This window comes from Micromonospora sp. CA-244673 (assembly GCF_050948395.1).
Lineage (GTDB): Bacteria > Actinomycetota > Actinomycetes > Mycobacteriales > Micromonosporaceae > Micromonospora.
The window spans coordinates 6,967,267-6,992,573 of sequence record NZ_CP192019.1 but is presented as its reverse complement, the minus strand read 5'-3'; the positions used below and the strand labels follow the sequence as shown (position 1 = coordinate 6,992,573).

The following is a 25,307-nucleotide window of genomic DNA, read 5'->3' as shown; positions in this document are numbered from 1 at the left end:
TAGAGTTACGGCGGTCATGGCGGAGGGGAAACGCCCGGTCACATTCCGAACCCGGAAGCTAAGCCCTCCAGCGCCGATGGTACTGCACTCGGGAGGGTGTGGGAGAGTAGGACACCGCCGGACAATCTTCCAGTCAGGGCCACCCTTCGGGGTGGCCCTGACTGCGTTTGTGGCCCGCTTCGGTGAATCGCCCCGAGCACGCCGCCGCGTCTCGTACCGTCGGTGCGGGAACCGCCCGCGCCTGCCCCGTCAGGCGGGCGGAAAACGTGACGTGGTGTACCCGCCGTCCATGATCGGGACGGACCGCTGGGGGTACCTGCTGATGGTTCGGCCGGAACTGACCGCCAGGCGCTGGCGGAGGCAGGAGTGGTCATGAAGATCGGAATCATCGGGTCGGGGCACATCGGAGGCACCCTCACCCGGCGGCTGCGCACCCTGGGCCACGACGTCACGGTGGCGAACTCGCGCGGACCGCAGAGCCTGACCGACCTCGCCGCGGAGTCCGGTGCCACGGCCGGCACCCTGGAGGAGGCCGTCCAGGGCGCGGAGCTGGTCGTCATCGCCATCCCGCTCAAGGCCGTGCCGGAGCTGCCGGCGGCGCTCTTCGACGGCAAGCTGGTCGTCGACGCGGACAACTACTACCCCGAGCGGGACGGCGACATCCCCGAGCTGCTCGACCGCAGCCTCAGCTCCAGCCGCTGGACCGCGGACCACCTCAAGGGCGCCCGCGTCGTGAAGGTCTTCAACAACATCCAGGCCGCGTACCTGATGGACGGCGGCAAGCCGGCGGGCATGCCGGACCGCATCGCGTTGCCGGTGGCCGGGGACGACGCCGAGGCCAAGCGGATGGTCATGGAACTTGTGGACGAGCTGGGGTTCGACCCGGTCGACGCCGGCACGCTCGACGAGAGCTGGCGGCAGCAGCCGGGCACCCCGGTCTACGGCACCGACCGCGACGCGGACGGCGTACGGCAGGGATTGGCCGCGGCGCGGCCCTGAGCGGGCGTACGACAGGAAAAAGCCCCGCTGGCCAGGTGGCCGGCGGGGCTTTCCCGTGCGTGCGCTCGGCGGGCCGTCAGGCGGGCGGCTTGGCGCAGATGAAGCGCGGCTCGGGGTCGTAGCGCCAGCTGAACTTCTCCCGCTTCACCACCTTGCCGTCCTTCTTGATGACCCGGTAGGCGTCCTGGGCGAAGCCGACGCTTCCCGCGGCGGAGATGCAGCTCGGGCCGGGATCGAGGTAGACGGTCTTCGGCTGGGTGATGTTCCGGCGCGGCCCGTACTCCGTCTTGACGCTGTCGTAAATCTTGGTGCTCCACATCGACACGGTGATCGTGCTGGAGGTGTAGGACGTGTCGATCAGGACGCCGTGCGGGGTGTTGTTGCGGAACTTGAAGTCCAACTGCGGCCAGAAGATGGTCGACTCGATGACCGCGGGGTAGCGGCTGAAGTAGAACGAGTGCGGCTTGTGCTCGACGTCCTGCAGCCCGGCGTAGTAGCTGGCGTTGAAGAGCGTCGTGGTGAACTGAGAGACCCCGCCGCCCACGCCGGGCACCAGCTTGCCGCCGACGATGGTCGGCGCGTCCTTGTAGCCCTGGTCGTAGCCGCGCTCGCCGGTGTGGCCGTTGAGCGAGAAGGTCTCCCCCGGCCGCACGATGGTGCCGTCCACGTCCTTGGCGGCCTGGACGATGTTCTGGCTGCGCGGCGAGGAGAGACCGCCGGGGAACCGGGTGGTGAAGGTGGAGACCCGCTCCTTGATGCCCAGCTCGGCGAGCTTGGCCTCGGTCAGCTCGGGCTCGGCCGGCTTCAGCGCGGCGGTCACCGTGCGACCGTCCGCCCTGGGCAGCACGGCGAGCAGGTCCCGGCCGAGCGCCGCGGCGTCGACCTGCCGGCCGGCCCGGCCGGGCACCACCTTCGGCTTGCCGCCGCTGATGGTCAGCCCGGCGTCCTTCGGCGCGACCTCCAGCTTCGCCAGCCCGTCGCCCAGCGCGGTCCGCAGCCGCTTGACGTCGACGCGGGGGGTCAGCTTGCCGGTGTCGTCGGCGGCGAAGCGCAGGCCCCGGGCGATGGCGGTGGGCGGGATGGTGACCTTGCCGCCGTCGGTGGTGAGCGTGACGGGCGCCGCGACGGCCGGCCGGGCCAGCTCGGCGACGAGCCGGTCGACCTCCTCCCGGCTGGTCGCCGGCCACTTCTCGACCAGCGGCACGGTCACCGGCTCGCCGGCCAGCCAGCCGGCCTTCACGACGTGGGCCGCGCCGGCCGCGTCGACGGTCAGCGCCGGCTTCGGGTAGACCGGCTTGGGGGTGGTGCCGGTGAAGATGATGGCCGGCATGGTCATCTCGCGGCCCTGGTCGCCCATCGCCGTGCGCAGCGCGGTCTCCAGGCGGGCGGTGTCGACGGTCACCACCGGCTCGACCGTGCGGGAGCCGACGAGGCGGCTCACCGGGCGCGCCTCGGCGGCGGCCGCGGCCGCCACGGTGGCGTCCACGTCGATGGCGAGCCCGATCTCGGCCGGCTTCAGCTCGGCCTTCTTCTCCCCCACGGTGACGGTGACCGGTGCGTTCAGCGTCGCGGCGCGGCGCGCCAGCTCGGCGTGGAGCGCCCGGGCCGCCTCGGCCCGGCTCCGACCGCCCAGCTCGGCGCCGAGGACCGTGGTGCCCCGGGGGACGTCGCCGGCGTACGCGTAGGCGCCCAGACCGGTGCCGGCGGCCAGCACGGCGGCGACGATCCCGCCGGCGAGCAGCATCCGCCCCCGGGACCGCCCCGACTTCCCGGGCCCGCCCGCGGCGGGTGCGGCGGCCGGTTCCGGCTCGACGTCCGGCCAGCTCACCGCGGCCACCTTCACGGTGGGCCGGTCGTCGGCGGAAGGCACTTTTTCGCCGTACAGCGTCACAGCAACCTCGATCGGAAGTACCACGTGGGGACCGCTTCCCCCACGGGAGACACCTACGGTAACCAACGCCCGAGCCGGCCGGGAGTCTCCGCCCCGGGGGTCGTCGGGACCGTGCCGTCCGCCGCTCCCGGGTGTCGCGGTCATCACCCCTGGCCGGGCCCCGCTCCGGTCCGGATCGTGGGACGGTGGCCGGGTGCGGACGGATGAGCGGACCCTGGCGTACGGCGGTGGCTGGCTGGACCGGGCGAGCGCGCTGCGCGCCGACCCGGGGTGGGTCGCCGCGCGGCTGACCGACCCGGAGAGCGCGCTGCTGCCGCTGTGGCGGGACCGCTGCCTGGTCTCGGCCGACCGGGTGCCGGTGCGCCGCTCCGTGGCCGAGGCGGCCGCGCTGGTCGCCGCGGCCGACGAGACGGTGTTCCTCGGGCTGGACGCCGGCCGGGCGGTGTTCGCCGTGGACGTTTCCGGCCGGGGTGAGGCCGAGGCGTGCGACCTGGCCGGCGCGGCCGGGGCGGTGGACGTCCGGGCGCTGGTGGGCGGCCTGGCGCCAGCCGAGGCGGCCGTCCAGGCGTACGCGAAGGGGTTGCTGCACTGGCACCGGGGTCAGCGGTTCTGCGGCGGCTGCGGGGCGGCCACGGTGGCGGGCGACGGCGGGCACACCCGGTCCTGCACCGGCCCCGGTTGCGGCCGGCTGCTCTTCCCCCGGATCGAGCCGGCGGTCATCGTGCTGGTCGAGGCGCCCGGTGAGCCGGAGCGCTGCCTGCTGGCCCGGCACCGGGGCGCGGCGGAGGACTCCTGGTCGACCCTGGCGGGCTTTGTGGAGGTCGGCGAGAGCCTGGAGGACGCGGTCCGCCGGGAGTTGGCCGAGGAGGCCGGGGTGGCGGTGGTCGACGTGGCGTACCAGGGCTCGCAGGCCTGGCCGTTCCCGGCCGGGCTCATGGTGGGCTTCCGCGCGACGGCGGCCTCGACGGAGGTGCGGGTCGACGGCGAGGAGCTGGTGGACGCGCGCTGGTTCACCCGGGCGGAGCTGCGGGAGCGGGTGGCGGCGGGGCGCCCGCTGGGTCGGATCGACTCGATCGACCACCATCTGCTCGGGTCCTGGTTGGACGGCCGGAGCTGACCGGCCGCCGGACGGTCAGCCGGGCCGGCCGGACGGGTGAGCGGCGCATCACCCTCAGCGGTCTGTCAGCTCTCCGTTACCGAACTGTGACGTAGGTCCGTGATGGCTACCACAGGTGAAACGTCTCTGTCTTCCTGTCGTAATAGGGCCGTTTTGCCCTGAGCCCCTTGCTGTCGGGATGTTAACCGATGGTAACCGTGGGCGATCTTGATACCACGGCTGTGTTACCCGTCAGTAGCAAGGGGCTTGTGAGGTCTGTCGCTTCGCGAGAGCATCCAATCCGCGTACCGCGCAGTCCGTCGGCACAACGGGCCCGCGCCGCCCCGCAGCTTTCCCCCGTCCCGCGTCGCGTCCCGCGCCGGTGACGCACCCCCGTCGAGGAGGACCTTGTGAGTGAATCGGAGAACCGCCAGCTGAGTGGCGGCACCCGCTGGCGTCGTTTCGCCGCCGTGATGGTGCCCGCCACCGTCGTGGCCGGCGGCATCGTGCTGGGCATGGCCAACGGCGCCATCGCGGCCTCGTTCGCCGTCTCGGGCTCGACCTTCAAGGTCGGCGCCTCGAAGCTGGAGGGCAACGGCTTCAAGCAGTACGGCGGCCTGGTCAAGGAGAGCGACGGCACCCAGCACCCGGTGGCCGTCTCCGAGATCGCCGACGCCAAGCTCTACGACCTCTGCCAGTCGGTCAACGCCAGCCTTCCGGGCATCCCGATCGTGCTGACCATCAACGCCGGTGGCAACGGCAAGCCGGCGACCGCCACCGACCTGCTGATCGACATGGACTCGCTCGAGGGTGACGCCACGTTCGAGAAGATCAAGATCGGCCGCGACGCGGGCGACATGAACCCGGCGCAGCCCGTCCTGCCCAAGTCCTTCGGGCAGAGTGCGGACAAGGTGACCATCACCGACCTGGAGCAGGTGGCGCGGTCCACCAGCGCCGGCGTCTTCACCCTCAACGGCCTGAAGCTGAAGGTCAACGTGGGCAAGGACGCCAAGGAATGCTTCTGATCTGATGTCGAGGCCCGCGGAGGGCGCCCTCCGCGGGCCTCGTCCTTGTCTCACGCCGTCAGCACCGCCAGGAGGAGTACGTGACAACCGCCGAGACGCAGCAGGCCGAGCCCGGTCGGGCCGGCCAGGCGTGGCGTAACTTCCGCCGGTGGCGGCGGACGCGGCCGTTCTGGGGCGGGCTCTTCACCGCGCTGGCCGGTCTCGAGATCTTCGGCACCACCCAGATGAGCCTCCACGGCCTCACCTTCCAGATGGGGCCCACCGGCTTCCTGTCCTGGCTGATCCCGGTCATCCTCTTCACCTGCGGCATGCTGCTCTGGTTCAGCCCCCCGCAGCGCATGTTCTACGCGGTGGTCGCCGCGGTCACCGCGCTCTACTCGATGATCGGGGTGAACCTCGGCGGCTTCTTCATCGGCCTGCTGCTCGGCATGGTCGGCAGCGCCCTCGGCTTCGCCTGGGTGCCGCAGAAGCAGCCGGCCGCCGAGCCCGTCGCGCCGGTGGAGCCGGCGGAGGAGGACGACGCGACCGGGGAGCCGGAGCCGGCCCTCGTCGACGAGCTGCTGCCCCGGCAGCGCGAGGACGAGACGACGGGCGTCCTGACCGACACCCTGCCCGAGCCGCGTAACCCGCTGCGCGAGGCCGCCCCGGCGGACCCGCCCGGCGCCACCGACAGCACCCAGGTGCTGCCGGCCGTCGGACCGGACACGCCGCAGGGCGGCAGCCACCGGGACCCCAGGGCGTACGCGATCCTGTTCGTGGTCGCCACCGTCTCCGCGGCCGGCCTGTTCGCGCTCCGCGGTCAGGAGCCGGCGGTCGCCGCGCCGTCCGCCTGCCCGACCGCCACGGCCCCGGCCCCGAGCGCGTCGGCCTCCGCCTCCGCCTCGGCGTCGCCGTCGGCCACCCCGAGCACCCCGCCGGCCGAGGAGAAGAAGGACTCGGACGGCAACCTGCTGACCGACATCGTCGACGGCATCACCAACCTGTTCACCGGGGGCGACGACCCCGAGCCGTCGCCCAGCCCGAGCACCTCGTCCGCCCCGGCCGCGGCCGAGGCGCCGGCGGCTGCCCCGACCGGGAGCGCCACCGCCACGCCGAAGCCGAGCGGCAGCGCCACGACGAAGCCGTCCGCCCCGGCGAAGCCGGACGCCGACTGCGACAAGCCGGCGCCGACCAAGCCGAAGCCGGTCGAGGAGGGCAAGCCGCTGCCGAAGCTGGCCGCCGACCCGGACCAGCCGATCGTCGCGGACCCGCCCTCCAAGCTCACCGGCTCCAAGGTGACCATGACCGGGCTGCGGTTCGAGGGGATCGTCGAGCTGCCCACCCGGGACGGCACGCTCAAGTGCCTGAAATTCACCATGGACAAGGCCGTGACGGACGACTTCACCCTCCTGGCCAGCGGTCCGGCGGGCAAGCACCAGCGGTACGTCACCGACCGGCTCACCGTCGAGGGCGACGTCGCCTTCTACGCCACCCGCTTCGTCGGGCACCTGCTCGGCATCAAGATCACGCTCACCCCGGACCTGCCGTTCCCCGACGGCCTCCCGATCACCTCGCCGATCCCGATCAGCTTCACCGACCCGGTGATCGATCTGGCCTACGAGAACTCCAAGTCGCTCACCGCCCGGCCGGTGCTCAAGCTTGACCTGACCTGACCTGACCCGGACAGACAAGCGAAACGGCCGGGAGCCGGAGGATCCCCTCCGACTCCCGGCCGTCGTCGTCGTTCAGAGCCGGGCCAGCGCCCGGCGCAGCGGGTCGAGCCCCAGCGAGCCCAGGTCGAGTGCCTGGCGGTGGAACTCCTTGAGGTCGAAGTCGGCACCCTTGCGGGCCTTCGCCTCCTCTCGGGCCTGCAACCAGATCCGCTCGCCCACCTTGTACGAGGGCGCCTGCCCCGGCCAGCCCAGGTAGCGGTTCAGCTCGAAGCGCAGGTTCTCGTCCGGCACCCGGCAGTGCGCGCGCATGAACTCCCAGCCCAGCTCCGGCGTCCAGCGCTCGCCCGGGTGGAAGCCGAACGGGTTGTCGGCGGGGATCTCCAGCTCCAGGTGCATGCCGATGTCGACGATCACCCGGGCGGCCCGGAACGCCTGCCCGTCGAGCATGCCGAGCTTGTCGCCCGGGTCCTCCAGGTAGCCCAGCTCGTCCATGAGCCGCTCGGAGTAGAGCGCCCAACCCTCACCGTGCCCGGAGACCCAGCAGAGCAGCCGCTGCCAGCGGTTGAGCAGGTCGGCCCGGACGGCGGTCTGGGCGACCTGGAGGTGATGGCCCGGCACACCCTCGTGGTAGACCGTGGTCACCTCGCGCCAGGTGGAGAAGTCGGTGATGCCCTGCGGCACCGCCCACCACATCCGCCCGGGCCGCGAGAAGTCCTCGCTCGGGCCGGTGTAGTAGATGGCGCCGTCGCTGGTGGGGGCGAGGCAGCACTCGATCCGGCGGACCTGCTCCGGGATGTCGAAGTGGGTGCCGTGCAGCTCGCTCATCGCCTTCTCGGCGAGCGCCTGCATCCAGTCCCGGAACGCCTCCTTGCCCTGGATGGTCCGGGCCGGGTCCGCGTCCAGCGCGCGCACGGCCTCATCGACCGTGGCGCCCGGACCCACGATGCGCCCGGCGACCGTCCGCATCTCACTCTCCAGGCGGGCCAGCTCGGCGAAACCCCAGGCGTACGTCTCGTCGAGGTCGACCCGGGCGCCGAGGAAGTACTGCGAGGCCAGCTCGTAGCGCTCGCGGCCGGCGGCCTGCTTCTGCCGGCCCCGCGGGGCCAACTCGGTGCGGAGGAACTGCCCGAACTCGGCGGTGGCGGCCGTCGCGGCGGCCGCGCCCTTGCGCAGCTCCGCACCGAGCGCGCCCTCGGCGCCGAGCCGCTCGGCCAGGCCGTGGAAGAAGTTGTCGCCGTTCGGGTCGACCCAGATGTCGCACTGCTTGGCGACCTCGACCAGCTGCACCTGCGAGCTGACCTGGCCGGCCGCCGCGGCCTCGCGCAGCGTGCGCTTGTAGCCCTCCAGCGCGCCGGCGAAGCGGTTGAGCCGGGCGGCCACGTTCGCCTTGGCGTCGTCGCCCTCCGTCGGCATGAGGTCGAAGACCATCCGCAGGTCGTGCAGCCCGCTGGCGATCACGTTGACCTCGCTGCCGGTCTCGCCGGCCTCGTAGCGCGCGAGCTCCAGGCCGAGGCGCTCCTGCATCGCCTCCTTGGCGGTCCGCTCCGCCTCCGTGTCCGGCTCGGTCACGTCGAGGTCGGCCAGGGTGCGCCGGGTCAGGTCGGCGCGGGCCGTGTAGCCCTCCGGGGAGAGGTCGTCGAGCTGGTCGTCGTAGCCGGCGATGCCGACGTAGGTGGCCCCGGTCGGGCTCAGCGGAGCCCAGTCGGCCACGTATCGGTTGGCGAGGTCATCGATTCGTCCCACCAGGCGACCCTACGTGACCGCACCACCCCGTTGTCGACGCTGTTCACCGAGTTCGAGGGGAGCAGTCCGGTGTGGTCGGGCGGCTGTGGCGGTCGACACGGCGTCCGAATTTCGCGGGACTTCGTCGTACCCCTGCGGCAGAGTGTCAGGGGTGACAGCGGATATCACTCCTGACCGGGCACCTCTGCGGAGTTGGCTGCCCGGATTCGTCGCACTCGGCGTGATCTGGGGTTCCAGCTTCCTCTTCATCAAGGTGGGAGTGGCCGAGCTGCACCCGCTGCACCTCACCCTCTACCGGGTGGCCACCGGTGCGGTGACGCTGCTGGTGGTGCTGGCCGTGCTGCGCGATCGGCTGCCCCGCGAGCCCCGGGTCTGGGCGCACCTGCTGGTGGTGGCAGCCTTCGGCGTCGCGCTGCCGTTCACCCTGTTCGGCTTCGGTGAGCAGCGGGTCGAGTCGATGCTCGCCGGGATCTGGAACGCCACCACGCCGCTGATCGTGCTGCCGCTGGCGGTGCTGGTGTTCCGCACCGAGCGGCTGACCGTGCGGCGCGCGGTCGGGCTGGGGCTGGGCTTCGCCGGTGTGCTCGTGGTGCTCGGCGTCTGGGAGGGCGTGGGCGGCTCGCACTTCACCGGCCAGCTCATGTGCCTCGGTGCGGCGGCCTGCTACGGGGTGGCGATCCCGTACCAGAAGAAGTTCATCGCGGGCAGTTCGTACTCCGGGCTGTCGCTGTCGGCGGCGCAGCTGCTGGTGGCGGCGGCGCAGCTCGCGGTGGTCGCGCCGCTGGTGGCGGGCGCGCCGCCGGCGCCCACCGGGCTCTCCGCGAAGGTCGTGGGCTCCGTGCTGGCGCTCGGCGCGCTCGGCACCGGGCTGGCCTTCGTGATCAACCTGCGCAACATCCGCGTGGCGGGAGCGAGCACGGCGTCCACCGTCACGTACCTGATCCCGGTGTTCGCGGTGCTGGTCGGCGCGGTGGTGCTCGGCGAGCGGATGAACTGGCACCAGCCGGCGGGCGCCCTGGTCGTGCTGCTCGGCGTGGCCGTCGCGCAGGGCATGCTGGGCCGGCGCCGGCCCGCGCGGACCCCCGCCGCGGCCACCCGTCCGGCGGTGCCGGCGGGCCGCTGAGCGCCGGATCGGCGAGCTGGCGGGGTCCGGGGCTCCCCGATGCCGCCACCACGGCGAGGGGCGTTCAGCCGCGGCCGGCCGTCCACTTCACCAGGCGGTCGGCCTTCCAGGTGTTGACCACCCGGTCCGCCGGCACCCCGCAGAGCGCCGCGCGTTCGCAGCCGAAGCGCTGCCAGTCGAGCTGGCCGGGGGCGTGCGCGTCGGTGTTGACGGCGAACCGGCAGCCGGCCTCCAGGGCGCGGCGGATCAGCCGCTTCGGCGGGTCCTGCCGCTCCGGCCGGGAGTTGATCTCGACGGCCACGTCGTGCTCCGCGCAGGCCGCGAAGACCGCCTCGGCGTCGAAGTCGCTCTCCTTGCGGGTACGCGCCCGGTGCCCCCGGTCGCCCGGGCCGGTCACCCCGGCCGGCCGGGAGGAGACCATCCGCCCGGTGCAGTGCCCGAGGATGTCCAGGTGCGGGTTGGCGATCGCGGCCAGCATCCGGCGGGTCATCTTCGCCCGGTCGTCGCTGAGGCCGCTGTGCACCGAGCCGACCACCACGTCGAGCCGGGCAAGCAGCTTCTCGTCCTGGTCCAGCGAGCCGTCGGCCAGGATGTCCACCTCGATGCCGGTGAGGATGCGGAAGCCCTTCGGCAGCGCCTCGTTCACCGCGGCCACGTGGTCGAGCTGCTTGCGCAGCCGGTCCGCCGTGAGCCCCCGGGCCACCTTCAGCCGGGGCGAGTGGTCGGTGAGCACCACGTACTCGTGCCCCAGCTCGACGGCCGCCAGGGCCATCTCCTCGATCGGTGAGCCGCCGTCGGACCAGTCCGAGTGGGTGTGGCAGTCCCCGCGCAGCGCGTCCCGCAGCTTCGCGGCGGCCTCGTCCAGGTCGGTGCCCTCGGTGGCGACCAGCCGGCGCAGGTAGACCGGCTCCTCGCCGGCCAGCGACTCGGCCACGCAGCGGGCCGTGACGTCGCCGACCCCGGACAGCTCGGTGAGCTTGCCGGTGCGCGCCCGCTCGGCCACCTCGCCGGCCGGCAGAGCGCCGAGCGCGTTGGCCGCCGACCGGAACGCCCGGACCCGGTAGGTGGCCTCGTTCGCCCGTTCCAGCAGGAACGCGATCCGCCGCAGGTCGGCGATGGGGTCCCGGGCAGTCATGCCCTGCAACCTACGCGCCCGCGTCGTCCGCCGCGCGGTGTCGCCCGGGGGTGTCGGGAGTGGACGCCGGTCAGCCGGCGGCCGCGGAGCCGCTCGGCGCCTTCGGGCAGCCGTGCCGGCGCTGCCAGGCGGTCACCTCGGCGGCCGGCGCCCGGTTGCCCCGCTTGCGCCACGAGTCGAGGTACTTCGCCGGCCAGACGACACCCCGCCGGATCCACCAGTCGTCGTGGCCCGTGCACTTCGGGGACAGCCCGAAGTGCAGGTGGCAGACGTTGTTGGCGTTGCCGGTGTGGCCCACCTTCCCGAGTTGCTGGCCGGCCCGGACGCGGACGCCGGCGTCGACGCCGGTGGCGATCGCGCTCAGGTGCGAGCCGTAGTAGCGGACCCCGTCGTCGCCGAGCAGCGACACCGACAGTCCGCCGTTGTTCGGCCCGAGCGGCCCCCGCTTGCTGAACCGGTCCACCCGGCTCACCTCCAGGATCACGCCGTCGGTGACCGCCACCACCGGCTCGCCGCAGTCGGCGAAGATGTCCGTCCCCGGGTACGCGGAGTGGGTCGGGTGGTAGTCGACGTTGCCGGCGCGGACCGGGAAGACGTGCCGCGACGCGGCGCGGCTCGGTGACGGGGACGGCGTGGGCGGGGCGGCCGACGTGGCGGGACCGGTCGGCTGGGACCCCGTGGCCGGCGCGCTCGGGCTCTGCCACGAGTTGCCCGGCGCCGCGGTGGGGCCGGCGTCCGTGGCGCAGCCGGCGGCCAGCGCCGCCACGAGCAGCAGGACCGGGTACGCCGGGCGCGCGCGGCGTCCGATCGATGACGAGCGCATCCGGTCATCCTGGCAGACCACTACCGTAGGGACGAACGCTGCGACGGCTCGGTCCGGGTCCGTCGCTCTGCGTGACCTCGGTACGTCTACGGTCCGTGAAGGGGGCAGCGGTGACGAACGGGTGGCACGACGTGGCCGGTGAGCCCGGCGCGGGTCCGGTGCGCCCGCTGCCGCGGACGCCGTCGGGGCTCTTCCCGTCCGGTGCGCCGATGCGGCCGAGTTACCGCGAGCCGCACCCGGTGACCGGCGCCGGTGTCGCGACCGGCGCGGCGACCGCGTTCGTCTGGTTGCTGCTGTTCGGCCTGCTCGGGCGGGACGTACCCGGCTACGCCTGGTGGACGCTGCTCGCCGGCGGGCTGGCCTGGCTGGCCGCCGCGGTGCTGGTCCGCCACGGCGACCGGGGGGTGGCCACGGGGGTCGCGATCGTCACGGCGGGTGGCTGGAGCATCGCCGCCGCGATCGTCGCGGTGCGCTGGGCGCAGAGTGGCGACTGGCCGCTCTGGTGACGGTGAGTGCCGGTTTCGCTGCGTAGCGAAGACCGTCTTGACGTACGCGCGGTGACGGTCCACGCTCGCCGTATGGCCTGGATCACCCCGCCGCGGCTCGACCCGGAACGGAGCCGCCGCCGCCTGCAACTCCTCGCCGAGTTGGCCGGTGCCCGCACGGTCCGGCAGCGCGAACGGCCGCAGCAGCGGGCCCGCTCCGAGCGCCTCCGCGAACTCATCGCGACCCGCCGGCGCATCGCCGGCTGACCGACTTTCTCCAGGTTCGACCGGCCCTTCGGGGCGTTGACCGGTCGCCTGCCGACCCGACCGGTTAACGTGCATCGCGTGACGAGTCGGCGTGCTGCCGAGGCCAATTTGGGGGGACCGTGTCGTACTTCGCTGCTGCCGTGGCGCGCGTCGAGGGCGCCTGGACCGCCGACGAGGTGAACCTGCGGGGGGTCACCGACATCGAGGAGGTGGCCGACCGGCTGCGCGACGTCGAGCCGGACGCCGACCTCTCCCTGCTGTTCGTCGAGGCCGACGACACGTACCTGGTGATCCTGCGCCTGGACGAGGGGGAGGACCTGCGGGTCTTCGGCTCCGACTCGGCGTACGCGGAGGAGTCCCGGCTGGGCGCGCTGCTGGTCGGGGACCTGAAGACCTCGGTCACCGGGTTGGAGGACGCCGACGAGCCGCGGCCGGCCACCGGTGGCGACGAGGAGAGCGAGCAGCCGGCCGTGGACCCGGAGGCCGACCCCGTGGGCGACGCGGACCTCCTCGCCGACCTGGGCATCCCCGCGCCGAAGCTGCTCGCGCTGTGCGGGCACGAGGGGATGATGCCGGCCGACGTCACCGCCGAGATCTGCCAGGTGCTCGGTTGCGCCGACGAGGTCGAGGAGCTGCGTGAGGTCTGAGCCGCCCGGCCCGCAGTGGACCGGCGGGGCGGAGCCGGCCGACGCCACCGACCCGGCCCTGGAGACCGTACGCCCGGGGCAGCCCACCCCCGGCCGCCCGGCACGGGTCGGACCCGGCGCGGACGAGGGCCTGGCCGACCCGGGCGGCGTGGGCCGCCGGCAGCGGCACGAGCTGTGGATGCGCCGGGCCCTGGAGGTCGCGGTGACCGGTCCGGACGGGGTCCCCGGGGACGGCGAGGACGCGGTCGAGGACGTCCCGGTCGGCGCCGTGGTCTACGGCCCGGACGGCGCCGAGCTGGCGATCGGCCGCAACGAGCGGGAGCTGACCGGCGACCCCACGGCGCACGCCGAGGTGCTGGCGCTGCGCCGGGCCGCCGAACGGCTGGGCCGCTGGCGGCTGGAGGGGTGCACCCTGGTGGTGTCCCTGGAGCCGTGCACGATGTGCGCGGGCGCGATCGCGCTGGCCCGGATCTCGACGGTGGTCTTCGGCGCGTGGGAGCCGAAGACGGGCGCCGTCGGCTCGCTCTGGGACGTGCTGCGCGACCGCCGCCTCACGCACCGCCCCGAGGTGTACGGCGGGGTGCGGGAGGCGGAGAGCGCCGCCCTGCTGCGCGCGTTCTTCCGCTGACCGTCTCCGCTCAGACCGGGGCCGGTGCCGGGCGCAGCAGCGTCGCGGCCACCGCCCGGGCCGCCTCGGTCCACGCGGTCGGGCGCAGGGTGGCGGGGTCCAGCCGGACGATTGACCGGGTGCCGTCGGCGTGCAGGACCGTGCCGTCGATCGAGCGGAACTCGAAGGCGTAGCGGGCGCTGCTGGTGCCGAAGTGGTCCAGCCAGAAGTGCACGGCCACCGGGCCGACCCCGGTGACCGGGGCGCGGTAGGTGATGGTGAACTCCCGGACGGCGTGGAACACGTCGGGGGCGGCGTGCACGTCGCCGCGGAAGGCGACGCCGCGCTCGGCCCAGTACGGCGTCAGGGCGCGCTCCAGCAGCACCGCGTAGCGGGCGTTGTGCAGGATGCCCATGGCGTCGAGGTCGTCGAAGTGCACCGGGACGTGCTCGACGTGCCCGAACTCGACGGTGGTCTGGCTCATGACGGGCCTTCCGGTAGCAGGGTCGGGTCGGGGCAGAGTGCCCGCAGCCGGTTCAGCAGGCCCTGGCGGGCGTGCCGGTAGGTGACGTCCGGGTCGAGCAGCCGGGACCGCATGGCCGCGCTGATCCCCAGCGCGTCGATCTCGTACGCCAGCAGCGGCACGTCCAGGTCGGCGGGGAGTTCGCCGAGCTCGACGGCCTCCCGGACGAGGCGTTCGAGGAACGTGCTCCACCGGCTGAACGCCTCGGCGAGCCGGTCCCGGACCGGGCCGGGGCGGGCGTTGTACTCGAACTCGGTGTTGGCGAAGAAGCAGCCGCCGGGGAGGACCCGCGCGGCGTAGAACCCGATGCGTGCCTCGTGCAGCGCGCGCAGCCGGCGGACGCCCCGGGGAGCGCGCAGGGCGGGGGCGACGATCAGCTCCTCCCACTGCGTGACGGCGCGGTCGACGGTGGCGAGTTGCAGCGCCTCCTTGGAGCGCCAGTGCGCGAAGAGGCCGGACTTGCTGACCCCGAGCCGCTCGGCGAGCTGGGCGAGGGAGAGCCCGTCCAGGCCGACCTCGGTGGCCAGCGACACGGCGGTGTCCAGCACCGCGGTGCGGGTGCGGTCGCCGCGGGCGACGCGGCCGTCGGAGGTCATGCGGGCAGCGTAACGAAAATAAGAACGACCGGTCGTATTTATTGATGTGACCCCGGTAACGCCGACCGCCCCGCCACCGAACGGTGACGGGGCGGTCGTGGATCGGGTCGGGTCAGGCGACGGCGGTGTCGAGGGCGATCTCGACCATCTGGCCGAACGTCTGCTCGCGCTCCTGCGACGTGGTCTTCTCGCCGGTCTTGATGTGGTCGCTGACGGTCAGGACGGTCAGCGCGCGGGCCTTGAACCGGGCCGCGATGGTGTAGAGCGCCGCCGACTCCATCTCCACCGCGAGCACGCCGTAGTCGGCGAGGGCGTCGTAGAGATCCGGCCGGTCGGTGTAGAAGGCGTCCGCCGCCAGGATCGGACCGACCCGCATGGTGATGCCCCGCCGCTCGGCCACCTCGACCGCCGTGCGCAGCAGCCCGAAGTCGGCCACGGGGGCGTAGTCGATCAACCCGTCGAACCGCATCCGGTTCATGTTCGAGTCGGTGGACGAGCCGATCGCCGCCACCACGTCGCGCAGCTGGAGGTCCTCGGTCAGGGCGCCGCAGGAACCGACCCGGATCAGCGTCTTCACGCCGTACTCGTTGATCAGCTCGTGGGCGTAGATGGAGGCGGACGGCATGCCCATGCCGGAGCCCTGGACGGAGACCTCGACGCCGTTCCAGCGGCCGGTGAAGCCCAGCATGCCGCGAACCGTCGTGTAGCAGCGGGCATCCTCGAGGTAGGTCTCCGCGATCCACTTGGCCCGCAGCGGGTCACCCGGCATCAGGACCCGCTCGGCGATCTCTCCCGGCTCAGCGCCGATGTGCGTACTCATGGCAAGGATCCTGCCAGGCCGGGCACGGGGATACCGGTTCGGCGTCCAGACCCGGGGTCCTGTACCCTACTCGGCGGTGGCGTGTCCGAGTGGCCTAAGGAGCACGCCTCGAAAGCGTGTGAGGGTTTACGCCCTCCGCGGGTTCAAATCCCGCCGCCACCGCCAACCGTCGAAGCGCCCGGGAGGTCCCGGGCGCTTCGCCGTATCTGCCCCCTCCGGACCCGCGCGGTAGCGCCGGACCGCAGCAGCGGCACGTCGCCCTCCGCGCGCTCGGCGAAGTGGTCGAGCAGTTGCCGGTGCACGAAGATGTAGCCGTCGCCGACCTGGCGCAGGAAGAGGCACTGCGCCGCGTGGTCGAGGAACGGCAGCAGCGGGTAGGGCACCAAACCCTCCCGGGCGAGTCGCCGCCGGACCAGGGCCTGCTCGATCATCGGGGCGAACGCGACCACGGTGAACAGCAGGAGTGCGGTGCCGCCACCGAGCAGCACCGCGAAGCGGAGCGCCTCGGCCGCGCCCCGGGCCAGCGCGACCGGCACGAAGCCGAGCACGCCGACAATCACGCCGAGCGTGACGAGATCGGCCGCCATGACGGTCAACCGTTGCCGCAGCAGCGGGCTCGGCAGCTCGCGGCGGCCCGTCCGGGGCGGCAGCGGTCGGAAGCCGAGCCGCACCTGGGCGCTGTCGAGGCCGATCAGGGCGACCACCGTGGCGAGGAAGAACCCGGCGCCGTAGCCGAGGCCGGCGGTCCAGCTCGGCCCGCCGGGGCTGAACCAGCCGGTGAGCCCGCCGACGGCCACGCCGGCGACGAGCGCCGAGACCTGGATGAGCCGTTCCAGCTCCGCGACGCTCGTGGTCCAGGCGGCCACCCAGCTCTCCGGGGGCCGGTCGTCGCGGTCGCGGATGGTCGAGGTCAGCTCGAAAAGGCCGTCGTATTTGACGGCGTACATGAGCACGGCCAGCGCCAGCAGGCCGCCGGCGACCACCACGCCGGCCACCGAGCCCAGCGCCCAGCCCGCCGCGCCGAACACCGCGGCGAGGGCGGCGCAGCCGAGCAGCCGGGCGAGCGCCGTCGAGGTCCACGGCGCGGCTGGACGCCGGGCCGACCAGGACTCATCGATCATGTCCAGCACGAAGACCGTCTGGTCGCGCAGGCGCAGCATCCGGGCGAGGGTGGCGAGGTGGCCCGCGGTGCGCTCGGGGCGGTACCGGGGATGCGGCCGGCGCCGCAGCATGGTGTCGACGTAGCGGGTGAAGAGCCGTTCGCGTCCGGAGCCGGCGCGGGCCGGGGTGGCTCCGGCGTCGCCCGGGTCCGCGTACGCCAGGGCCATGATGCTGAGCATCAGCGGCGAGTCGGCGAGCTGCCACAGCTCGGGGTCGGCGTCGAGCCCGTCCCGCAGCCCACTCAGCCCCGGCCGGTCGAGGTACCGCTCGATCTGGGACCGGTCCAGGGGCTGGATGGCGACGCTGCCGTAGAGGGGCAGTTCCGACCGGAGCCGGGCGTACTCCGCCTGGCGGCAGCAGACGGCGATCGGGGTGAGCGGCTGCCGGTGGTGGAACGCGGCGATCGCCTCCGCGCACTCGTCGCGGTGCTGCTCGCCGACCTCGTCGAGGCCGTCCAGCAACGGCAGGATCTCCCCGGCCGCCACCCACGCGTCCGCCTGCTCCGCCGGGATGCCGTACCGCTCGGTGAGCTGCTCGACGAGCCACCGGTCGAGGGGCCGGCGGAGGGTCGCCCAGGAGGACAGGTTGAACACGGCCGGGATCGGGGCGTCCGGGTCGCCGTCGGCGCGGTCGAGCAGGTCCCGGGCGAGTTCGAGCAGGGTTGTCGTCTTGCCGGCGCCCGGTGCGCCGACGATGACCACCGCCTGGTCGAGCTGGTCGAACAGGGCCGACATCGAGGTCCGCTCGTCCAGCGAGCCGGTGAAGCCGTCCCGGTGGCTGGCCCGCAGGCTCCACGGGTGCCGGCGGTCGTCGGCGGTCGCGGCGATGCCCAGCTCGATCCGCGCCTCCTCGTACAGGGACCGGTCCAGGACGCTGGTCACCCAGTAGCGGCGGACCCGCTCCAGCAGCACCTTCCGGGCCCGCGCCGCGCCGGCGGTCCCGGCCCGCCGCGGCTCCCGGCCGCGGTGCACCTCGATGGCCACGAGGACCGCCACCAGCAGCAGCACCAGCGGCCAGGCCAGCCAGAGGTACGGGGACCAGCGCGTGGGCAGCGCCCCGGTGGCGACGTTCGTGGCCACGCCGAGCAGGGCCACGACGATCACCGACAGGCAGATCATGACCACCCGACGCATGCGTCGTCTCTACCGTCCCACCCGGGGGCCGCACAACCCGCGTCCGGTGGGCGGGCCGGTCAGCAGGGGCCGTAGCCCTCGTCGAAGAGGCGGCGGGCCCAGTCCGCGTACCCGGCGATGATCTTCCGGACCGTGGCGCCGTCGTGCAGGAAGAGGTACGCCCGGTCGCCGCTGCGGGCGAGCAGCCCGTCGAACCGGTGCATCTCCTGTGGAGCGTCGAGCGGGACCACCTCCGGGTACGCCGCGTGCACGGCGTCGACGGGGGTGCCGACCGTGATCCCCTCCGGGGTGCTCATCGGGTCGTCGAGCCAGAGCAGGACGAGCCGGTCGTCGACGAAGATCGGGCTGACGGCGCCGTGCCCGGCCAGCGTCGGCCCGCACGCGTCCTCGTCGGTGCGCAGCACGCCGCGGCGGGTCAGGTCCTCCTCGGTGGCGCCGAACTCGGCGTTGCCCAGCCCGTGGAGGCTGACCACCTCGGCGGCCCCGACCGGCCGCGCCGGCACGTCCGGCCCCTGTGGACGGACGCCGCTGCCGGCGATCGAGGCGGCCGTCATCAGCGCGGCGATGAATCGGAATTGTCGCAGTTTCATGCAATCCCCCAGTCCCCAACGGGACCGGGGCGTTTGGGTTGCTGGTGCTGGTCGGATTGGCGCAGTTCCCATTCCTCCGCCAGCTCGTCCCAGTAGTCGGCGGACAGCCCGCGCCGCCCGTGCGCCAGCCAGCCGGCCGTGTCGCGCTCCAGGTGCAGGCCCAGTTCGGCGAACGGGTCGATCCACGGCCCCGGCTCGGCGCCCAGCCGGGCGAGCGCCGCGTTGATCGGCCACTCGGCGCGCGGGCGGTCCAGCCGGTCGTCGAAGCAGGGCCCCCAGCTCGGCCCGCCGCCCAGCCAGACCGCCGCGGCCTGGTGGCCCAGCCCGCCGGCGAACTCCGCCTCCAGGTAGGCCACCGGCCCCCGCCGGGACCAGCGGGCCAGCAGCTCGTCCAGAGCCGGTGCCAGGACGAGCTGGAACGGGTGCTCCGCCGACGGCTCCCCGGTGGCGAAGTCGGGCAGCCGGCCGGTCAGCTCCTCGACCAGCTGCGGGGTGACCGGCAGCAGCGCGAAGTCCTGGCGGAGCGCGGCGAGCACCGCGTGGTCCAGCCCGGCGGTCTGCTCGCGCAGCAGCTCGACGTCGGCGACCACCGCGCTGAGCTGGTAACTCATCCGATCCCCTCGGCGTCCACAGGCTGTGGATGGAACATGTGTACGACGGTCGGTCAGTCCTCGGCGGCCGGCGTCGGGTCGGTCATCTCGAAGGCCATGAGGGTGGCGCCCACCCGGACCGTACCGGGAGCGTGCGGCGGCTGGGCGGCGTCGTGCAGCTCGGTCATGATCGCGTGCAGCCGCCGGCGCGCCGCCGCCCACGCGTCGGGGGACACCCACAGCTCGGCGTCGGTGGTGACGCCGGACGTCCCGGGGGCGCGACCGGCCACCCGGTCGAGCAGGTTGCGGGCCAGCGACTCGGCGAGCAGCGGCTGCCCCTCCTGCTGCTCGGTGAGCCAGGGGCCGCGCACCGCGCGGTAGCGGCGTTCCCGGCCGCCGCGCCGGGCGCGCACGTCGGCCAGCTCGACCAGGCCGGCCGCGTCCAGCCGGCGCAGGTGCTGGCTGGCCAGGGCGTGCGAGATGGCCAGCTCCCGGGCCAGCGCGGCGGCGGAGAGCGGCGCGCTCCACAGCAGCGAGAGCATGCGCAGTCGTACCGGGTGGGCCAGCGCGCGCAGGCGTGGATCGGTGGTGCTCACGGCCGCCATTGAACCGCACCCACCCATCGCGCCCACCCCCAAGCATTGACTTGGGGGTCGGGTGTGGACAGAATCGCACCGCACGGGGGAGGTGCCATGAGCTGGGGTACGACCAGGGTGCTGGGCAACCGCGACGCCGGCCGCTACCTGGCCGGCGTGCTGGTGTCCGGCTTCGGCACGGCCGCCATGCTCCTGGTGGCCGGCATCTGGGTGAAGGACCTGACCGGGTCGAGCAGCCTCGCCGGGCTGGTCACCCTCGGCACCTGGGGGCCCACCCTGGTCGCCCCGCTCATCGGGGTGCTCGCCGACCGGTTCCGCCGCCGGCCGCTGCTGATCGCCCTGCACCTGGCCATGGCCGCCCTGCTGCCGGTGCTGCTGCTCGTCGACTCCGCCGCCCGGGTCTGGCTGATCTTCGCGGTGATGGTCGCGTACGGGGTGAGCTTCGTGCTGATCGACTCGGCCGAGGCGGCGCTCGTGCCGGCCGTGGTCCCGGGCGAGCTGCTCGGCGACTTCAACGGGCTCCGGACGACGGTCAACGAGGGCATGAAGCTGGTCGCCCCGCTGGCCGGCGCCGGCCTCTTCGCCGCGTACGGCGGGCCGCCCGTGGTGCTGCTCGACGCCGCCACCTTCGCCCTCGCCGCGCTGCTGCTCGCCCTCCTCCGGGTACGCGAGGCGCCCCCACCGCCGCCCGAACCCTGGACCCGCCAGCTCGCCGAAGGACTCGGGCACCTACGCCGGCACGCGGCCCTGCGCCACCTCGTCGCCTGCGCCGGCGCGACGCTGCTGCTGACCGGGATCAACGGTGCCGTCGCGTACGCCGTCGTGGACGCCGGCCTGCACCGGCCGCCGGAGTTCAACGGGGTGCTCGCCACCGTGCAGGGCGTCGGGGCCCTGGCCGGTGGCCTGGCCGCCGGGACGCTGCTGCGCCGGCTCGGCGACCGCCGTCTGACCGCGGTGGCGGTCGCGGCCCTCGCCGCCGGGCTGGCGCTGCGTGCGGTGCCCGCCCTCGTGCCGGTGGCCGCCGGCACCCTGGCGGTCGGGTTCGGGGTGCCGCTCGTGCTGATCACCGTCTGGACCGCCGTGCAGCGGGAGACGCCGAACGTGCTGGTCGGGCGGGTATCCGCGACGGTGAACACACTGACCTTCGGCCCCGGCACGCTCGCCGTCCTGGCCGGCGCCGGCCTGCTGGAACTGGTCGACCACCGGGTGGTCCTGTCGGCCGCGGCGGCCGGCGCGGTGCTGGTCGCCGGCTGGGCGCTGCGCGTACCCCGGCAGGGGCCGGCCGAGGTGGAGCCGGCCCCTGCCGCGACGCCGGTCAGCTCGTGAAGCCGCCGTCCGCGTTGATCGTCGCGCCGGTCACGTACCCGCCGTCCGGCCCGGCCAGGAAGGCCACGACGGCGGCGATCTCGGCCGGGGCGGCGTAGCGGCCCAGGGCCGTGAAGCCCCGGATCGCCTCCGCGTTCGGCCCGTCCGCCGGGTTCGCGTCGGTGTCGGTCGGCCCGGGGTTGACCAGGTTCGCGGTGATCCCCCGGCCGCCCAGCTCCCGGGCGAGGCCCCGGGTCAGGCCGAGCAGGGCGGTCTTGCTCATCGAGTAGAGCGCGAGACCGGGGAAGATCGCCCGCTCGGCCACGTTGCTGCCGATGTTCACGATCCGCCCGCCGTCGGTCATGTGTGGGACCGCCGCCTGGGCGAACACGAACGGCGCCCGCACGTTGACCGCGATCGTCCGCTCGACCTCGTCCGTGCCCAGCTCGCCCAGCGGGCCGGTCAGGAACACCCCGGCGTTGTTGACCAGCACGTCCAGCCGGCCGAACTCCCCGGCCACGCGGTCGACCGCCGCCCGCACCGCCGCCGGGTCGGCGCTGTCGGCCGGCACCGCCAGGGCGCGCCGGCCCACCGCCTTGATCTGCTCCACCAGCTCGGCCGCCCGGTCGGCGCGCCGCTCGTAGGTCAGCGCCACGTCGGCGCCCTCCCGGGCGAGCCGTAGCGCCACCGCCGCCCCGATACCCCGGCTGCCGCCGGTCACCAATGCCACTTTTCCGTCCAGAACTCCGTTCATGCCACAAGCCTGGTCGGCGGCGGACGGAGAGTCTGGCGGCGATCAGACGCCGCGTTGGGCGACCGGGAAACGGCGAAGGGCCAGCCCTGAGCGGGGCCGGCCCTTCGTCGACGGCGGAGGATACGAGATTCGAACTCGTGAGGGTGTTAACCCAACACGCTTTCCAAGCGTGCGCCCTAGGCCTCTAGGCGAATCCTCCGCGAGCCAGGATACAGGTCTCCGACCGGCGAGCCACCCCACCACCCCCTGAAGATCCACCCCGCGTCGGGTAGGCTTGGCGGCACCCCCCGTGCGGCGTGCATCTCGTGAACCTCCCCAGGGCCGGAAGGCAGCAAGGATAAGCGGGCTCTGACGGGTGCACGGGGGGCCTTTCTGTCTCCGGGTCCCGGTAACGTCGCTGCGGGTCGGGTCACGGGGTGGTGGGTGGTCACCCGGGGCCGACCGGCGCAGAATGGCTCGGTCGAGAGGAGGCGGGACGGGTGGCACTGGCCCTTTACCGCAAGTACCGGCCGCGTACGTTCGCCGAGATGATCGGCCAGGAGCAGGTCACCGAGCCGCTGTCACAGGCGCTGCGCAGCGGCCGGCTCAACCACGCCTACCTCTTCTCCGGTCCGAGAGGCTGCGGCAAGACCTCCAGCGCCCGGATCCTGGCCCGCTCGCTCAACTGCGATCAGGGCCCCACCCCCGAGCCGTGCGGGCAGTGCTACTCGTGCCGCTCGCTGGCCCCCGACGGCGGCGGGTCGATCGACGTCATCGAGATCGACGCGGCCAGCCACGGCGGCGTTGACGACGCCCGGGAGCTGCGCGAGAAGGCGTTCTTCGCGCCGGCCCGCAGCCGCTTCAAGATCTATATCATCGACGAGGCGCACATGGTCTCGTCGGCCGGCTTCAACGCCCTGCTCAAGCTGGTCGAGGAGCCTCCGGAGTACGTCAAGTTCATCTTCGCCACGACCGAGCCGGAGAAGGTCCTCGGCACGATCAAGTCGCGGACCCACCACTACCCGTTCCGGCTGTTCCCGCCGAAGGTGGTCCGGCCCTACCTGGAGCAGCTCTGCGAGGCGGAGGGGGTCAAGGTCGAGCCGGCGGTCTTCCCGCTGGTGGTGCGCGCCGGCGGCGGCAGCATGCGGGACAGCCTCTCCGTGCTCGATCAGCTCATCGCGGGTGCCGGCCCCGAGGGCGTCGGCTACGCCCGGGCCGCCGCGCTGCTCGGGGTCACCGACGCCGCGCTTATCGACGAGATGTGTGACGCGCTCGCCGCCGGGGACGGCGCCGCCGCGTACGCCACCGTCGACCGGGTCGCCGAGGCCGGGCACGACCTGCGCCGGTTCGCCTCCGACCTGCTGGAACGGCTGCGCGACCTGATGGTCATGCAGCAGGTGCCGGACGCCGCCGCCAAGGGCCTGATCGACGGCCCCGACGACCAGATCGAGCGGATGGCCGCCCAGGCCCAGCGGCTCGGCCCGGCGACCCTGTCCCGCTGCGCCGACATCGTGCACAACGGTCTGGTCGAGATGCGCGGCACCACCGCGCCCCGGCTGCTGCTGGAGCTGATCTGCGCCCGGATGCTGCTGCCCGGCGTCGACGACTCGTCCGGTGGCCTGCTCCAGCGTCTGGAGCGCATGGAGCGCCGGCTCACCCTGGGTGGCGCCGAGCCGCCGCCGGCCGCCGCCGGCTCCGCGCCGGCCGCCGTCGTCCCGGAGGTACGCCCGGCGTCTCCCGCCCCGACCGCGGCTGCCGCCGCGCCCGACCCGGAGTCCGCCGGCACGCCGGCGGCTGCCGGCGCTCCCGGCGGGGCGGCCGCCGCCCGCGCGGCCGCCGCGGCGGCCGGTGCCCGCTCGACCCCGGCTGCCCGCCCCGCCGACCCGGCCGAGAGCGGTCCCGCCCAGCCCGGTCCGGAGGCCCGTCCCGCGGCCCGGCCCGGCCCGGCCCAGCCGGCCCCGGGTCCGACCGACCGCGCGCCCGGCGGCCCGACGGCCGGCGGCCCGGCGTCCGGTGCTCCCGCCCGGCGTCCGGTCCCCGCCTCGGCGGTGCTGCCCGATCCGGCTACCCCGGAGCCGCCGCGCCCCGGCGCGGCCCCGGCCGGCGCGCTGGACGCCGTCGCGGTGCGCCGGGTCTGGCCCGAGGTGGTCGGTAAGGTCAACCGGAGCAACAAGCGGATCGCGGCGCTGATGCGCGACGCGGTGGTCCGCGACCTGGACGGCGACACGCTGGTGCTGACCGTGAAGTCGACGGTGCTGGCGAAGATGATGGCCGACCACGCCGCCGTGCTCACCGACGCGCTCTACGAGGAGCTGGGCGGCCGCTGGCAGATCCGGTGCGAGGTGGCCGGCGAGCGGGGCGCGGCCTCGCTCGGCGGCCCGGCCCGCCCCTCGGGCTCGTCCCGCGCGGCGTCCTCCGACCCGGCTCCGGCGGCCGGGGTGGATGCCGCACCCGCCCGTTCCGCCGCTGGCCCGGCCCGCTCGGCCGACCCGGCCGACGCACCTGGGAACCACGCCGGGGATCGGTCCGGGGACACCGCGGGCCCGTCCGGCTCCCCGGCGAACCTTGCCGGTGGCTCGGCCGGGAACGCCGCCGGCCCGTCCGGCGAAGCCGCCCAGCGGTCGGAGCAGGGCCGGCGCGGGACCGCCGGCCCGTCCGGCGGGGCCGCCCGCGGGTCGGAGCCGTCCGGTGGTTCGGCCCGCCGGCCGGCCGGCCCGGCTACGCCCGGGACGGGTGCCGGCGGGGACGACGGCGAGGAGGACTGGCCGGAGCCGGCCCGACCCGGTGGTTCCGGACAGCCGGCGGGGAACGACGCGGCCTCGCCGGCCGGCACGGGCGACGACTGGCCCGAGCCCGCCCGTCCGGGCGGGGCGGCAGCCGTGGCCACGGCCACCGCGCCGGCCGCCGGCTCGACGGCCGCCACCGCGCCGGGCGTCGCCACGCCGGCCGTACCGAAGCCGGCCCGCCCGCCGGGCACGGCGCCGTCGCCGGCGGGCGGTGGCACGCCGAAGAACAGCGCGATCGCGGCGGCCCGGGCGGCCGCGGCGGCGGCCGCCGCCGGTGGCGGGCCGAGCAAGGGTCCGCGCGCGGTGCAGGCGACCCGGAAGACCGCGGACGCCGACTGGGCCGGGGAGCCGCCCTACGACCCCGACTACGACGGTCCGGTCGGCGGGCGGTCGGCGGCCCCGGCCCCGGCGGTGCCCGCCTACGAGGGCTTCGACCCGGGCGACGAACCGCTGGACGACGTTATCGACGAGCGGACCGCCCGGCAGTCCAGCGAGGAGCAGGCGGTGCAGTTGCTCCGCGAGGCGTTCGGGGCCGAGAAGATCGACGAGGTCGACGCGCGCTGAGCGCGCGTCGACCGCGAAGGAGCAGTGCCGCCGCCCGACTAGGCTGGGCGCGGCCGATCAGACGAGTGCGAGAAGGAGCCATCCGTGCGCCCAGGTGGACAGCCGAACATGCAGCAGATGCTGAAGCAGGCGCAGAAGATGCAGCAGCAGATCGCCAAGGCGCAGGCCGAGCTGGCCGAGACCGAGCTGACCGGCACCGCCGGTGGGGGCCTGGTCACCGCCACCGTCGCCGGCACCGGTGAGCTGAAGGCGATCAAGATCGACCCGAAGGCGGTCGACCCGGAGGACGTGGAGACGCTGGAGGACCTGGTCGTCGCCGCCGTGCACAACGCCGCCGAGGCGGCGAAGGAGCTGACCGAGAAGAAGATGGGCCCGGTCGCGGGCGGGATGGGCGGCCTCGGCCTGCCCGGTTTCTGA

At 74.1% G+C, this 25,307-nt stretch carries 23 protein-coding genes, 2 tRNA genes, 1 rRNA gene, 1 other RNA gene and 1 pseudogene; 15 read left to right on the top strand and 13 right to left on the bottom strand.

From position 1 onward, the window contains the following. Positions 1 to 6 precede the first annotated feature (6 nt). Both rrf and ACQP12_RS32210 read left to right on the top strand, forming a co-directional pair. Positions 7 to 123: ribosomal RNA gene (gene rrf, locus ACQP12_RS32215) — 5S ribosomal RNA — on the top strand. A 249-nt stretch (positions 124 to 372) separates the two neighbouring features. Continuing rightward, positions 373 to 999 carry an NADPH-dependent F420 reductase gene (locus tag ACQP12_RS32210; RefSeq protein ID WP_433283794.1) on the top strand — a complete coding sequence of 209 codons (627 nt, stop codon included), beginning with the start codon at positions 373 to 375 and terminating at the stop codon, positions 997 to 999. A gap of 76 nt (positions 1,000 to 1,075) precedes the next feature. Here ACQP12_RS32210 and ACQP12_RS32205 read toward each other — a convergent pair whose 3' ends face one another. Beyond that, on the bottom strand, positions 1,076 to 2,890 hold the full coding sequence (locus ACQP12_RS32205) for a VanW family protein (RefSeq protein WP_433283792.1): 1,815 nt from the start codon (positions 2,888 to 2,890) through the stop codon (positions 1,076 to 1,078). Between the two features lie 193 nt (positions 2,891 to 3,083). On the opposite strand from ACQP12_RS32205, the gene nudC reads away from it, so the two are divergent. The 3 genes from nudC to ACQP12_RS32190 all read left to right on the top strand — a co-directional run bounded on the left by nudC (position 3,084) and on the right by ACQP12_RS32190 (position 6,663). Continuing rightward, entirely contained in the window at positions 3,084 to 4,007 is a 924-nt protein-coding gene (gene nudC / locus ACQP12_RS32200) for an NAD(+) diphosphatase (protein ID WP_433283790.1), read from the top strand. Positions 4,008 to 4,459: 452 nt separating this feature from the next. Beyond that, positions 4,460 to 5,011, top strand: a complete 552-nt coding sequence (locus ACQP12_RS32195; RefSeq protein ID WP_357942017.1) for a DUF6230 family protein — start codon at positions 4,460 to 4,462, stop codon at positions 5,009 to 5,011. 80 nt (positions 5,012 to 5,091) lie between these two features. Continuing rightward, positions 5,092 to 6,663, top strand: a complete 1,572-nt coding sequence (locus ACQP12_RS32190; protein WP_433283788.1) for a DUF6114 domain-containing protein — start codon at positions 5,092 to 5,094, stop codon at positions 6,661 to 6,663. Positions 6,664 to 6,735: 72 nt separating this feature from the next. Here ACQP12_RS32190 and ACQP12_RS32185 read toward each other — a convergent pair whose 3' ends face one another. Beyond that, a complete protein-coding gene (locus tag ACQP12_RS32185; RefSeq protein WP_433283786.1) occupies positions 6,736 to 8,406 on the bottom strand; it encodes a DUF885 domain-containing protein in 1,671 nt (556 codons plus the stop codon). A 151-nt stretch (positions 8,407 to 8,557) separates the two neighbouring features. Here ACQP12_RS32185 and ACQP12_RS32180 point away from each other — a divergent pair. After that, positions 8,558 to 9,711: pseudogene (locus ACQP12_RS32180) on the top strand (DMT family transporter); the annotation flags it as partial. Here the strand turns inward: ACQP12_RS32180 and ACQP12_RS32175 are convergent. Continuing rightward, the gene (locus ACQP12_RS32175) at positions 9,594 to 10,664 is read right to left on the bottom strand and encodes a PHP domain-containing protein (protein ID WP_433283784.1); all 1,071 of its coding nucleotides are present in this window, start codon (positions 10,662 to 10,664) and stop codon (positions 9,594 to 9,596) included. The pseudogene ACQP12_RS32180 and the gene ACQP12_RS32175 sit on opposite strands and share 118 nt — an antisense overlap. A 70-nt stretch (positions 10,665 to 10,734) precedes the next feature. Then, positions 10,735 to 11,487: a M23 family metallopeptidase gene (locus ACQP12_RS32170; RefSeq protein ID WP_433283782.1), complete on the bottom strand. Its 753-nt coding sequence runs from the start codon at positions 11,485 to 11,487 to the stop codon at positions 10,735 to 10,737. 209 nt (positions 11,488 to 11,696) lie between these two features. Between ACQP12_RS32170 and ACQP12_RS32165 the strand changes: the two genes are divergently transcribed. The 4 genes from ACQP12_RS32165 to ACQP12_RS32150 all read left to right on the top strand — a co-directional run bounded on the left by ACQP12_RS32165 (position 11,697) and on the right by ACQP12_RS32150 (position 13,514). Then, positions 11,697 to 11,993 carry a hypothetical protein gene (locus tag ACQP12_RS32165; protein WP_433289552.1) on the top strand — a complete coding sequence of 99 codons (297 nt, stop codon included), beginning with the start codon at positions 11,697 to 11,699 and terminating at the stop codon, positions 11,991 to 11,993. Between the two features lie 72 nt (positions 11,994 to 12,065). Beyond that, positions 12,066 to 12,239: a hypothetical protein gene (locus tag ACQP12_RS32160; protein WP_167364313.1), complete on the top strand. Its 174-nt coding sequence runs from the start codon at positions 12,066 to 12,068 to the stop codon at positions 12,237 to 12,239. A 119-nt stretch (positions 12,240 to 12,358) separates the two neighbouring features. Then, positions 12,359 to 12,886 carry a tRNA adenosine deaminase-associated protein gene (locus ACQP12_RS32155; protein ID WP_433283779.1) on the top strand — a complete coding sequence of 176 codons (528 nt, stop codon included), beginning with the start codon at positions 12,359 to 12,361 and terminating at the stop codon, positions 12,884 to 12,886. Positions 12,887 to 13,064: 178 nt separating this feature from the next. Next, entirely contained in the window at positions 13,065 to 13,514 is a 450-nt protein-coding gene (locus ACQP12_RS32150; protein WP_192580001.1) for a nucleoside deaminase, read from the top strand. Positions 13,515 to 13,524: 10 nt separating this feature from the next. Here ACQP12_RS32150 and ACQP12_RS32145 read toward each other — a convergent pair whose 3' ends face one another. The 3 genes from ACQP12_RS32145 to deoD all read right to left on the bottom strand — a co-directional run bounded on the left by ACQP12_RS32145 (position 13,525) and on the right by deoD (position 15,432). Then, positions 13,525 to 13,977, bottom strand: coding sequence for an acyl-CoA thioesterase (locus ACQP12_RS32145; RefSeq protein ID WP_433283777.1), 453 nt, complete (start codon positions 13,975 to 13,977; stop codon positions 13,525 to 13,527). Next, positions 13,974 to 14,612 (bottom strand): TetR/AcrR family transcriptional regulator, encoded by a 639-nt coding sequence (locus ACQP12_RS32140; protein WP_433283775.1) that lies wholly within the window; start codon positions 14,610 to 14,612, stop codon positions 13,974 to 13,976. The genes ACQP12_RS32145 and ACQP12_RS32140 overlap by 4 nt, the downstream gene beginning before the upstream one ends. Positions 14,613 to 14,724: 112 nt before the next feature. Beyond that, a complete protein-coding gene (gene deoD / locus ACQP12_RS32135; protein WP_357941931.1) occupies positions 14,725 to 15,432 on the bottom strand; it encodes a purine-nucleoside phosphorylase in 708 nt (235 codons plus the stop codon). A 75-nt stretch (positions 15,433 to 15,507) separates the two neighbouring features. On the opposite strand from deoD, the gene ACQP12_RS32130 reads away from it, so the two are divergent. Continuing rightward, positions 15,508 to 15,597, top strand: a tRNA-Ser gene (locus ACQP12_RS32130). Here ACQP12_RS32130 and ACQP12_RS32125 read toward each other — a convergent pair. Genes ACQP12_RS32125 through ACQP12_RS32110 form a run of 4 tightly spaced genes read right to left on the bottom strand, consistent with a single transcriptional unit; the run spans position 15,576 to position 19,502 of the window. After that, complete coding sequence (locus tag ACQP12_RS32125) at positions 15,576 to 17,726, bottom strand: NACHT domain-containing protein (RefSeq protein ID WP_433283773.1); 2,151 nt, start codon at positions 17,724 to 17,726, stop codon at positions 15,576 to 15,578. The genes ACQP12_RS32130 and ACQP12_RS32125 overlap by 22 nt on opposite strands. Positions 17,727 to 17,785: 59 nt before the next feature. Next, entirely contained in the window at positions 17,786 to 18,280 is a 495-nt protein-coding gene (locus ACQP12_RS32120) for a hypothetical protein (RefSeq protein ID WP_357942012.1), read from the bottom strand. Positions 18,281 to 18,312: 32 nt separating this feature from the next. Next, entirely contained in the window at positions 18,313 to 18,927 is a 615-nt protein-coding gene (locus ACQP12_RS32115; RefSeq protein ID WP_433283771.1) for a hypothetical protein, read from the bottom strand. Positions 18,928 to 18,980: 53 nt separating this feature from the next. Continuing rightward, entirely contained in the window at positions 18,981 to 19,502 is a 522-nt protein-coding gene (locus tag ACQP12_RS32110; protein ID WP_433283769.1) for an ArsR/SmtB family transcription factor, read from the bottom strand. A 96-nt stretch (positions 19,503 to 19,598) separates the two neighbouring features. Between ACQP12_RS32110 and ACQP12_RS32105 the strand changes: the two genes are divergently transcribed. Next, positions 19,599 to 20,828, top strand: a complete 1,230-nt coding sequence (locus ACQP12_RS32105) for an MFS transporter (RefSeq protein ID WP_433283767.1) — start codon at positions 19,599 to 19,601, stop codon at positions 20,826 to 20,828. Here ACQP12_RS32105 and ACQP12_RS32100 read toward each other — a convergent pair. Further along, positions 20,818 to 21,561: an SDR family NAD(P)-dependent oxidoreductase gene (locus ACQP12_RS32100; protein WP_433283765.1), complete on the bottom strand. Its 744-nt coding sequence runs from the start codon at positions 21,559 to 21,561 to the stop codon at positions 20,818 to 20,820. The two genes, ACQP12_RS32105 and ACQP12_RS32100, sit on opposite strands and share 11 nt — an antisense overlap. Positions 21,562 to 21,675: 114 nt before the next feature. Continuing rightward, positions 21,676 to 21,760: transfer RNA gene (locus ACQP12_RS32095), tRNA-Ser, on the bottom strand. Positions 21,761 to 21,842: 82 nt separating this feature from the next. Here ACQP12_RS32095 and ffs point away from each other — a divergent pair. The 3 genes from ffs (at position 21,843) to ACQP12_RS32080 (ending at position 25,307) form a co-directional block, all read left to right on the top strand. Next, an RNA gene (gene ffs, locus ACQP12_RS32090) (signal recognition particle sRNA small type) lies at positions 21,843 to 21,933 on the top strand. A 107-nt stretch (positions 21,934 to 22,040) separates the two neighbouring features. Continuing rightward, positions 22,041 to 24,890, top strand: a complete 2,850-nt coding sequence (locus tag ACQP12_RS32085; protein ID WP_433283763.1) for a DNA polymerase III subunit gamma and tau — start codon at positions 22,041 to 22,043, stop codon at positions 24,888 to 24,890. A 108-nt stretch (positions 24,891 to 24,998) separates the two neighbouring features. Then, a complete protein-coding gene (locus tag ACQP12_RS32080) occupies positions 24,999 to 25,307 on the top strand; it encodes a YbaB/EbfC family nucleoid-associated protein (protein WP_357942010.1) in 309 nt (102 codons plus the stop codon).

What these genes read in the sequence shown, in the direction of transcription:
- ACQP12_RS32105 (WP_433283767.1), top strand. Translation starts at nt 19,599, where the DNA reads ATGAGCTGGGGTACGACCAGGGTGCTGGGCAACCGCGACGCCGGCCGC.
- ACQP12_RS32140 (WP_433283775.1), bottom strand. Translation starts at nt 14,612, where the DNA reads ATGACCTCCGACGGCCGCGTCGCCCGCGGCGACCGCACCCGCACCGCG.
- deoD (WP_357941931.1), bottom strand. Translation starts at nt 15,432, where the DNA reads ATGAGTACGCACATCGGCGCTGAGCCGGGAGAGATCGCCGAGCGGGTC.
- ACQP12_RS32115 (WP_433283771.1), bottom strand. Translation starts at nt 18,927, where the DNA reads ATGAGTTACCAGCTCAGCGCGGTGGTCGCCGACGTCGAGCTGCTGCGC.
- ACQP12_RS32145 (WP_433283777.1), bottom strand. Translation starts at nt 13,977, where the DNA reads ATGAGCCAGACCACCGTCGAGTTCGGGCACGTCGAGCACGTCCCGGTG.
- ACQP12_RS32160 (WP_167364313.1), top strand. Translation starts at nt 12,066, where the DNA reads ATGGCCTGGATCACCCCGCCGCGGCTCGACCCGGAACGGAGCCGCCGC.
- ACQP12_RS32195 (WP_357942017.1), top strand. Translation starts at nt 4,460, where the DNA reads ATGGTGCCCGCCACCGTCGTGGCCGGCGGCATCGTGCTGGGCATGGCC.
- ACQP12_RS32080 (WP_357942010.1), top strand. Translation starts at nt 24,999, where the DNA reads ATGCAGCAGATGCTGAAGCAGGCGCAGAAGATGCAGCAGCAGATCGCC.
- ACQP12_RS32120 (WP_357942012.1), bottom strand. Translation starts at nt 18,280, where the DNA reads ATGACGGCCGCCTCGATCGCCGGCAGCGGCGTCCGTCCACAGGGGCCG.
- ACQP12_RS32125 (WP_433283773.1), bottom strand. Translation starts at nt 17,726, where the DNA reads ATGCGTCGGGTGGTCATGATCTGCCTGTCGGTGATCGTCGTGGCCCTG.
- ACQP12_RS32150 (WP_192580001.1), top strand. Translation starts at nt 13,065, where the DNA reads ATGCGCCGGGCCCTGGAGGTCGCGGTGACCGGTCCGGACGGGGTCCCC.
- ACQP12_RS32175 (WP_433283784.1), bottom strand. Translation starts at nt 10,664, where the DNA reads ATGACTGCCCGGGACCCCATCGCCGACCTGCGGCGGATCGCGTTCCTG.
- ACQP12_RS32210 (WP_433283794.1), top strand. Translation starts at nt 373, where the DNA reads ATGAAGATCGGAATCATCGGGTCGGGGCACATCGGAGGCACCCTCACC.
- ACQP12_RS32165 (WP_433289552.1), top strand. Translation starts at nt 11,697, where the DNA reads ATGCGGCCGAGTTACCGCGAGCCGCACCCGGTGACCGGCGCCGGTGTC.
- ACQP12_RS32100 (WP_433283765.1), bottom strand. Translation starts at nt 21,561, where the DNA reads ATGAACGGAGTTCTGGACGGAAAAGTGGCATTGGTGACCGGCGGCAGC.
- ACQP12_RS32170 (WP_433283782.1), bottom strand. Translation starts at nt 11,487, where the DNA reads ATGCGCTCGTCATCGATCGGACGCCGCGCGCGCCCGGCGTACCCGGTC.